We start from the raw sequence: 8,624 nt of genomic DNA, 5'->3' as shown, positions 1-8,624 counted from the left end.
TAAAGAGCTAAAGATGCTGATAAGCTCCGACCAAAAGGTAATGTGACATTTTTCATTTCTGGATGTACGCAAATCACCGGTATAGAGAAGCCACCTAACCCACTATTGTATGACAAAAGGAACAGGATAAGCCTGTATTTTCGCCTATATGGCAGGCAACCCGCAAGGAATGCTGATGGATGTGCAGGTAAAGGATAATGGAGAAAGCGAATGCCATTTTGTAACGAAATGGATAGAATTTGTAACATTAATTCGCGTGAAAACGAGCAGACTTCCATTTGGTCCCTCATGACAAGAAACTTTGTTAACCACTTAAGGTAGGAAAGCAGATGATTACAAGTACAACTGTAAGTGCACCTACCAATAACTCCGAAGCATGGAACCAGTTACCCTGGAAGAAATGCCAAAAAGTTGTTATGAGGCTACAGAGGCGTATTGTTAAGGCTGTCCAACAAGGCAGATGGGTAAGGTGAAAACTTTACAACACCTTCTCACACGCTCTTTTAGCGGCAAAGCTTTGGCGGTTAAGAGAGTAACTGAAAACCAAGGAAAAAACACAGCAGGTGTAGATCGTCAAATATGGTCAACTTGCAACACAAAATTTCAAGGAATAAAGCTATTAAAACAAAGAGGATACAAACCTTCTCCGCTAAAACGGATATACATCAGTAAGTCTAATGGCAAAAGAAGACCTCTTGGAATCCCTACGATAAAAGATAGAGCCATGCAAGCATTATACTTGTTTGCTTTGGAACCGATAGCTGAAACGATCAGTGATCGTCACTCTTATGGTTTTAGACCAAAAAGATCCTGCGCAGACGCTACTGTGGCTTGTCACTTGTTACTGGCAAGCCGTAACCAACTACAATGGATACTCAAAGGTGATATTAAAGGGTGTTTTGATAACATTAACCATGAATGGCTCATGAAGCATATTCCTATGGAGAAGAAAATTCTTCATAGCTGGTTAAAAGCTGGCTTCCTAGAATCAAAAACTCTGTATTCCACAACTGCAGGTACCCCACAAGGTAGTATCATCTCTCCAATACTAGCAAATCTAGCCCTAAATGGACTTGAAAAATCATTGGAAAGTCAATTTGGTAAACTTGGCAGTAAAAGAAGAAGCAAAATCAGAAGTGGAGTAAATGTAATCAGGTACGCAGATGACTTTATCATTTCAGGAATCACACGTGAAGTACTGGAAAATGAAGTAAAACCTCTAGTATCGTCCTTTCTTCAGGAGAGAGGTCTTATCCTTTCCGAAGAGAAAACAAAAATTACATCTATTACAACAGGGTTTGACTTTCTTGGTTGTAATGTACGCAGGTATAATAAGAAGTTAATTATAAAACCTTCAAAAGAAAGTATTAAGAAACTTCTTAATAAAGCACGTACATTGATAAAGGCAAACATAGCGAACACTCAGGCCGTACTAATCAAGTTGCTCAATTCCCTATTAAGGGGATGGGGAAATTACTACAGCCATGTGTGTGCGAAAAGAGCTTTTAACAAAATAGACCATGAAATTATGTGTGCTCTATGGAAATGGGCAAAGAAAAGACATCCTCGTAAAGGATTACGTTGGATAAAGAATCGTTACTTCAAGGTAATGAAACAACGCCAATGGGTCTTTGCTGCACCCATATGCAAGAACAAACCGAAAGAGATAAGGTATTTAAGACTGCTTAGGTTGATTGATATACCTATCAGACGACATGTTAAAATCAGGGCGGATGCAAATCCACTTGACTTAAAATGGAAAAAGTATTTGGATGAAAGAGTGAAACAAACAAAAATGTTAGCAAGCTCTTTCTCAAGAGAAGGTTCTCTACTGTTGGTGTCACCATTAAGAATGATGTTTTCTGAGGAATCATGAAGGACAAGCCGGTTCGAGAAAAGAAGGACTGAGATAAGGGGCTCAAGCGTAGTGTGGGAAAACCTGCATGCTGCGTTTCTAAGGGAGGGAGTAGTAGCAATACTACTTCCTTACCTAACCAGCTCGCTAGAGACAAGGGCTTCGAAAAACGCGCTCAATTATATGCCGCTAAAGCCTACTCAAGACAATTAGATAAATCTGGCAACTACATTGATTTAAAGAAAGTCTTCTTTATTGCTATATCAAATTGTAACTTACTTCCTGAAGAAGTTGATTATATTTCTACTCACAATATACGTGATATAAAAACTAACGGCCATTACTTAAAAGATTTTCAGTTTGTCTTTATTGAGTTGCCTAAATTCGCAAAAAATAAAGTAGAGCAGTTAGAAAGTATAGTAGAAAGGTGGTGTTTCTTTTTTAAATACGCAGAAGAAACAACAGAAGAGGACTTAAAAGAGATAGCAGAAAAAGCGCCAATAATAAAGCTAGCATATGATGAATTAGACAAGTTTCGTTGGAACGAAAAAGATTTAGTAGCCTATGAAGAAAGGATAATGGATCTACGCAAAGAAGAAGCTATTCTTGAATACAGACTTGATCTTGCTGAAGAGAAAGGTATACAAAAAGGTATAGAGAAAGGGAAAATTGAAGTCGCAAAAGCAATGCTGGCTAATAATGTTGATGTCAACACTATTGTTAAGTTTACTGGCCTTTCTATTAGTGAGATTGAAGAATTAAGTGTGAACGGTTACGTTTATTTTTTATCCTTATCATCAAGTGTAAATAAGGTTATTGTAGAGATTAAGCCTATTATAACTATTATTAACGAAAATGGGGCAGCTTCTCTATAGCGCTCATCGCTTACAAGTTCATATATTCTAGTTGATATAGTTTCAAAATTAAATGGTCTTATAATGAGTGTTGCTGTGAGCTCTTTGATAGTATCCATAAATACGAGCAAAAATCCCGATAATATACTCTTCTTGATGAGAGGGATATGAACATTCAAACATGTGGAAATAGGTCCATGACCCATAGTATATGCAGTCCACTCAATTTCATTTGGTGTTTTTTTGAGCCCTGACTCTACCGCCTTGAAAGATATAGCAAAAAAACGAAATAAATATGAGTAAACTAATGCGCCAATAGTTCCTACCAAGCTAATTTCCACAACATATTGAGTAATGAAAGAGGATATTCTGCTTAAAAATATTATTATACTAATTGCGATAATTGCATTTGGAATTGCGTAGCCTAAAGAAATGAGACGCGCTATATTGTTGATTACCTTATTTTTACGCGCCGTATATCCAATCATTATTGCAATGCTAATTGAGATTAATGCGGTGATAAATGATAAACTAATGCTATTTGCTATTATGTTATAGAATCTTGCTTCGTATATGAAAAACCCCTTCTCTATGCTCCAATATATGAGCGGAATCATTGGCAAAATAAAACCTATTAAGATCGGCAATACACACATAAGATAAGCAAAGATCAACGGCATAGCGCCACTTATACTCCGTTTGTTGTGATAGTCCGAATTGGTATTGATTGAAGAGTAAGATATTCCTTTTTTTTGTAGTTTTTTTTCGATAGCTATTACTATCACAACGAAAATTAATTCTGCAACTGCTAAAACAGTAGTTGAATATTTGTCATGCAGTAAAAACCAGGTGCGATATATTCCTGTCGTAAAAGTATCGATAGCAAGAAACTGTGGTGTGCCGAAATCTGTAATTACTTCCATTAGTACCAAAGACAACCCAGCTATAATTGATGGGCGTATGGAGGGTATGATAACAGAAAACAGGCTCTTCAATGAGGAGAACCCAAGCGTTGACGCAATAGTGACTGAGTTACTAACATTCTTTAGACTTGAGCGAACTAACATATAAACGTATGGATATAGGCTGAATCCCATTACTAATATTCCACCACCTAGGGATTTTATTTCAGGAAACCAATAGTCACCTTTGCTCCAATCTAAAATGTCTCTTAATAAGCTCTGCACCGGACCTGAAAACTCTAGCGTATTTACATAGACGAACGCTACTATATATCCAGGAATCGATATCGGAAAGAACAAAGCAATCTCAAAAATTTTACTTCCAGGAAATGAAAAAAATGTGGTGAGCCAAGCTGGAATTACTCCAAATATGAAAGATATTCCCCCTACTCCTACCATCAAAATTAACGTACTCAGTATATATTCAGGAAAAAGTGTACTGATTACCCATTCGGAATTCGCTGAATCTGTAAATAAGATTGATATTAATGATAATATTGGGCAGACGAATAATATGCTTACTAAAAATAAGAATATATTTTTAAATACTCTTAAAAACATTAATTTGAATCTATATTTTATATTAAAATGTTATATGTAAAAACTGAAGATATCCAGTAATTAACAGCCGTACTATTGAATATCTTTATAATTTTGTATATCATGTTTTTAGTTGATAAGTGAATAATCATGAGCTTCGTCATTGCAACTTTCTATCACTTTGTAGAACTCTCTAATTATTATGACATGAAAGACGAAATAAAAGCTGCATGCAACAACGTTGAGTTAAAGGGCACTATACTCCTTGCAGAAGAGGGTGTTAATGCAACAATATCTGGTGAAAGAAACGCAATTGATAAAATATTCGATTTTCTACGTTCTGATTATAGGCTAAGGGACCTTACATGGAAAGAGAGTGCAGCAGAATATCAACCATTTAGCAAGATGAAGGTAAAATTAAAAAGAGAGATTGTGAATCTTGGTGTAAGCAATCTTGATATTTCCCTTAGGGGTAAATATGTTGATCCAGAGCATTGGGATGATTTTACTTCTCAACCTGACGTTTTAGTAATAGATACACGAAACGAGTATGAAGTGAAATTAGGCAAGTTTAAGAATGCAATTAATCCACACACACAATGTTTCCGTGAGTTTCCTCAGTGGACAGAGTCATTTTCTGAGAGTAAAGACCTGAAAGTGGCTATGTACTGCACTGGTGGGATTAGATGCGAAAAATCTACAGCATATATGAAAAGCCTTGGATTTAGTGATGTTTACCATCTTAAAGGCGGCATTCTTTCTTACCTTGAAAAAACTTATAATAAAAATGGTAATTGGAAAGGAGAATGTTTTGTTTTTGATGATAGAATTGCTGTTGATAACTCACTTACTCCAAGCAACACAATAAAATGCATATTCTGCTCAAATCAAGTTTCAACTGATAAACTGAAATCAGTTCCACGTGGCCAAGTGGTTTGTTCTGATTGTAAACTTCAGTGTTATAGCTATAATAAATAAAACATCATACTGCTGCAGTTGTATGCACGTTGTGATTTGAGAGCAACCTCTACCAGAAAGGGTGTCATGCCAGTGCCCAGACACTGGCATCCAGGTTCTTTTTTTCTAGATTCCAGCGTCACGCGCTGGAATGACAATAAAGAGCATATGGTTATGCAAGAAGTCTATTTCTTACCCTTAATCAACTCTAAAGCCTTCTCCAGATCTATACTCTCAATATCTGCACTCTTGCCCAAAGCAACGTTTGTTTTACCGCATTTTATATAGAATCCGTACCTACCGTTGCAGATAAAAACTTCTTTTCCCTTTTCATTAACCCCGAGAGATTTTAACTCTTTGCGTGGACTGTTTGCAATAATTTGTACAGCTTCGCTCAATTCTGTATTCAGCACCTCTTTGGAGCTTTTCTTAAGAGAAAAGTATCTACCATCATAGAAAATATAGTACCCAAATCGCCCAAGGCCTATTTTTACTTCCTTTCCGGTTTCAGGGTGTTCTCCGATTACTTTTGGCAAGGAAAGTAACTGAGTAGCGGTGCTCAGATCAATCTCATTAACATTTATATCTTTTGGTATGGAAACCGTTTTTTTCTTTTTTAACTCGTTATTACACTCCAGATAAAGTCCAAAAGGACCCTTTTTGATCATCACTTCTTGGTTTGTTATATCATCTATACCTAAACTTTTTGGATATTCTGAATTGTCGTTACTACCTGTAATTTCTTTTGTATGGTTGCATTCAGGATAGTTAGAACATCCAAGGAACACCCCGGCTTTTCCAAAGTTCAATTTCAATATGCCACCTAAGCAAGCAGGGCATTTCGTATTCACCTCTTTTCTTCCTTCTTCTGAACAAAACCAATCGATTACCAAATCGTGAATGCCGCTGAAAACTTCATCATGCGTCATTTGCTTGACAGAGTTTACATGACCAAAAAATGGCACCCAAAAGTGGCCCAATTCTTTTTTCCAATCTGCATGTCCATTTGAAATTAAATCAAGCTTCTCTTCCATTTGTGCTGTGAAATCATACTCTACACAACGCTGAAAAAAAGTTTCTAAAAATATAGTAACGATTTTACCGCGGCTGCTTGGAATAAACCTTTTGCTATCCAATGAAACGTACTCACGATCTTGTAATACCGAAATAATTGTTGCATAAGTTGATGGTCGACCTATACCGATTTCTTCCATTTTTTTTACGATACTTGCTTCACTATAACGAGGTGGCGGTTGAGTGAAGTGTTGTTTTGGCTCAACTGAAATCAGCTTACACGCTTCCCCTTCCTTCATGGCAGGTAGCAGGCCTTCATTTTCGGCTTCTATGTTATCTTGGTAGACTCTATAAAAACCATCAAAGAATATACTTGATCCACTTGCTCGCAGAATTACTTTCTGGTCAGTAGAACTAATTTCGACTACCACTTGATCAAGAATCGCCGACTCCATTTGACTTGCAATGGTCCTTTTCCAGATTAAATCATACAATTTAAATTGCTCTGGCGTTAAGTAATCCTTAATACTACCCGGCGTTCTATTGATATCAGTTGGACGAATTGCTTCATGTGCTTCTTGAGCATTTTTGACCTTTTTTACATATTTACGAGGAGACTGCGGTAAATATTTATCACCATATAATGACTTAATTGACCCTCTAATTGAGTTTATAGCCTCATCTGCAATATGAAACCCATCTGTACGCATGTAAGTTATCAACCCTACAGTTTCACCACCAATATCGATACCTTCATATAAATTTTGCGCTATGCGCATAACACTTTTCACATTAAAATACAGTTTATTCACTGCATCTTGCTGAAGACTTGAAGTAATAAACGGAGGAAGCGGGTTTCTCTTAACTTGCTTGCGTTCTACTGTGCTTACAGCATATTGCCTTGATTCAATCTCCCTGACTAAGTTCTTTGCTTCTTCTTCATTCTTAATATCAAATTTTTCTAGCTTTTTATTGTCATAGTGGCTTAGCATAGCAAAAAAAGCCTCATCTTTGCTATTTTGCATTTCTGCTTTTATGCTCCAATACTCCTGTGTTATAAATTTACTAATTTCATCTTCTCGTTCGCATATAATCTTTAATGCAACAGACTGCACTCGCCCTGCAGACTTGCTTCCCGACAATTTTGTCCACAGCAGTGGTGACAAACTAAATCCAACTAGATAATCCAAAGCTCTACGTGCTTGTTGTGCACGCACTAAATCCATATTAATTTCACGTGGATTTTTTATTGCTTCTTGTACTGCTCTTTTTGTTATCTCATTAAAGACTACTCTATAAATGTTGTTTTCATTACTGATTGCTTTCTTTTCTTTTAATGTCTCTATCACATGCCAAGCCATTGCTTCCCCTTCTCTGTCTGGGTCTGTTGCAAGATATATATCTGATGTTTTGCTTGCGGCTTTTACTAGCTCTTTTATATACTTTTCTGCTTTTTCAATGGTTTCATACTTTATAGTAAAATCATTATCCGGATCGACAGAACCGTTTTTTGCTGGAAGATCCCTCACATGTCCAAAGGATGCAGCTACTTTGAACTCTTTACTCAAATATTTACCTATTGTCTTTGCTTTCGCAGGTGATTCAACTATTAATAATGCCATATTGTTAATTATTTTAGTACTTAAAGATAATATGTTGAGAAATATACAATGAAAAGTAAAAAAATATTTTAATGGTTCTTGTGAATTTTACGAACCGGGTTGTGGGACCTTTTCAGAAAACCCTTGGACGTTGCTATTTTTAAGTGACTTTGAAGGCTCATTACAATAGTATATGATCGCAGCAGCAACGAGAAGCTAGATTCCAGTGTCAGCTACTTGCATGACAAAAAAAGGAGCGCTGGGATGACATCCTCCCTTGTGGAAATTGCTCTCAAATCACAATGCCCGTACAGCCGTAACCCTAGAGGTACTGTTTCTCACCCACTGCAAATATTGCACGGTACTGTCCACTTGGTCGTCGTGGCGCGTTTCAGGAAACATTAAAATCTCATACTCAAAATCGTTCAGCCATACTGCTTGATGTGGCAGAAAAACCTTGCCAGACTCTATAATCGGAACAATTTGATGAAATCGAGTGAGCTTGTCATCATGTGGCACTATTTCAATAATCGGTAAATCACTGTTTGTCTTTAGCTCTTGCACCAATTGTTGACCACTTGTTTTTGCTTCGATTAAAATTGCGTGTGGCGTCCATCTTGCAGCTAGTGACAAAACCTGTTCTTTAAGCTTTGGATACTCAAGCTTTGCGCGATATACGTCGAGTAAATAGAATTTATTATCTATTTTTGCCCAGGTGGTGCAGACACTAAAGTTGCTCATGTTACTTGTTGAAACCGCAGTATCCCAACTTTGTGTTATATGCGAGAGATTATCAGGAAATTTTTTATAGCGTTTCAGAGGTTGTCCGGAAACAAGTAAA

General features: G+C 36.7%; 5 protein-coding genes and 3 pseudogenes. 3 read left to right on the top strand and 5 right to left on the bottom strand.

Translation table 11 applies throughout. The features are described 5' to 3' along the window. On the bottom strand, positions 1 to 278 hold a 278-nt coding region (locus OZD64_RS00680), incomplete at its 3' end, for a hypothetical protein (RefSeq protein WP_274999123.1). A gap of 51 nt (positions 279 to 329) precedes the next feature. On the opposite strand from OZD64_RS00680, the pseudogene ltrA reads away from it, so the two are divergent. Then, positions 330 to 1,876, top strand: a pseudogene (ltrA, locus tag OZD64_RS00675) (group II intron reverse transcriptase/maturase). Positions 1,877 to 1,929: 53 nt separating this feature from the next. Then, a pseudogene (locus OZD64_RS00670) lies at positions 1,930 to 2,625 on the top strand (Rpn family recombination-promoting nuclease/putative transposase); the annotation flags it as partial. An 8-nt stretch (positions 2,626 to 2,633) separates the two neighbouring features. On the opposite strand, the gene OZD64_RS00665 reads toward OZD64_RS00670, so the two are convergent. Then, complete coding sequence (locus OZD64_RS00665) at positions 2,634 to 4,232, bottom strand: ABC transporter permease (protein WP_274999120.1); 1,599 nt, start codon at positions 4,230 to 4,232, stop codon at positions 2,634 to 2,636. Between the two features lie 129 nt (positions 4,233 to 4,361). Here OZD64_RS00665 and trhO point away from each other — a divergent pair, with 129 nt between their 5' ends. Continuing rightward, positions 4,362 to 5,189, top strand: a complete 828-nt coding sequence (trhO, locus tag OZD64_RS00660; protein ID WP_010963056.1) for an oxygen-dependent tRNA uridine(34) hydroxylase TrhO — start codon at positions 4,362 to 4,364, stop codon at positions 5,187 to 5,189. A 164-nt stretch (positions 5,190 to 5,353) separates the two neighbouring features. On the opposite strand, the gene topA is transcribed toward trhO, so the two are convergent. The 3 genes and pseudogenes from topA to terL form a co-directional block, all read right to left on the bottom strand. Next, positions 5,354 to 7,804: a type I DNA topoisomerase gene (gene topA / locus OZD64_RS00655; RefSeq protein ID WP_274999119.1), complete on the bottom strand. Its 2,451-nt coding sequence runs from the start codon at positions 7,802 to 7,804 to the stop codon at positions 5,354 to 5,356. A gap of 87 nt (positions 7,805 to 7,891) precedes the next feature. Beyond that, positions 7,892 to 7,990 (bottom strand): annotated as a pseudogene (locus OZD64_RS06810) (TomO hydrophobic C-terminal domain-containing protein); the annotation flags it as partial. 90 nt (positions 7,991 to 8,080) lie between these two features. After that, the coding region (gene terL, locus OZD64_RS00650) for a phage terminase large subunit (protein WP_274999118.1) at positions 8,081 to 8,624 on the bottom strand (544 nt) is incomplete at its 5' end.

It is taken from the genome of Wolbachia endosymbiont of Drosophila tristis (genome assembly GCF_028981745.1).
Taxonomy (GTDB): Bacteria; Pseudomonadota; Alphaproteobacteria; order Rickettsiales; family Anaplasmataceae; genus Wolbachia; species Wolbachia pipientis.
Note: the sequence above shows the minus strand (reverse complement) of the source record. Positions and strands in the feature narration are given on the sequence as shown.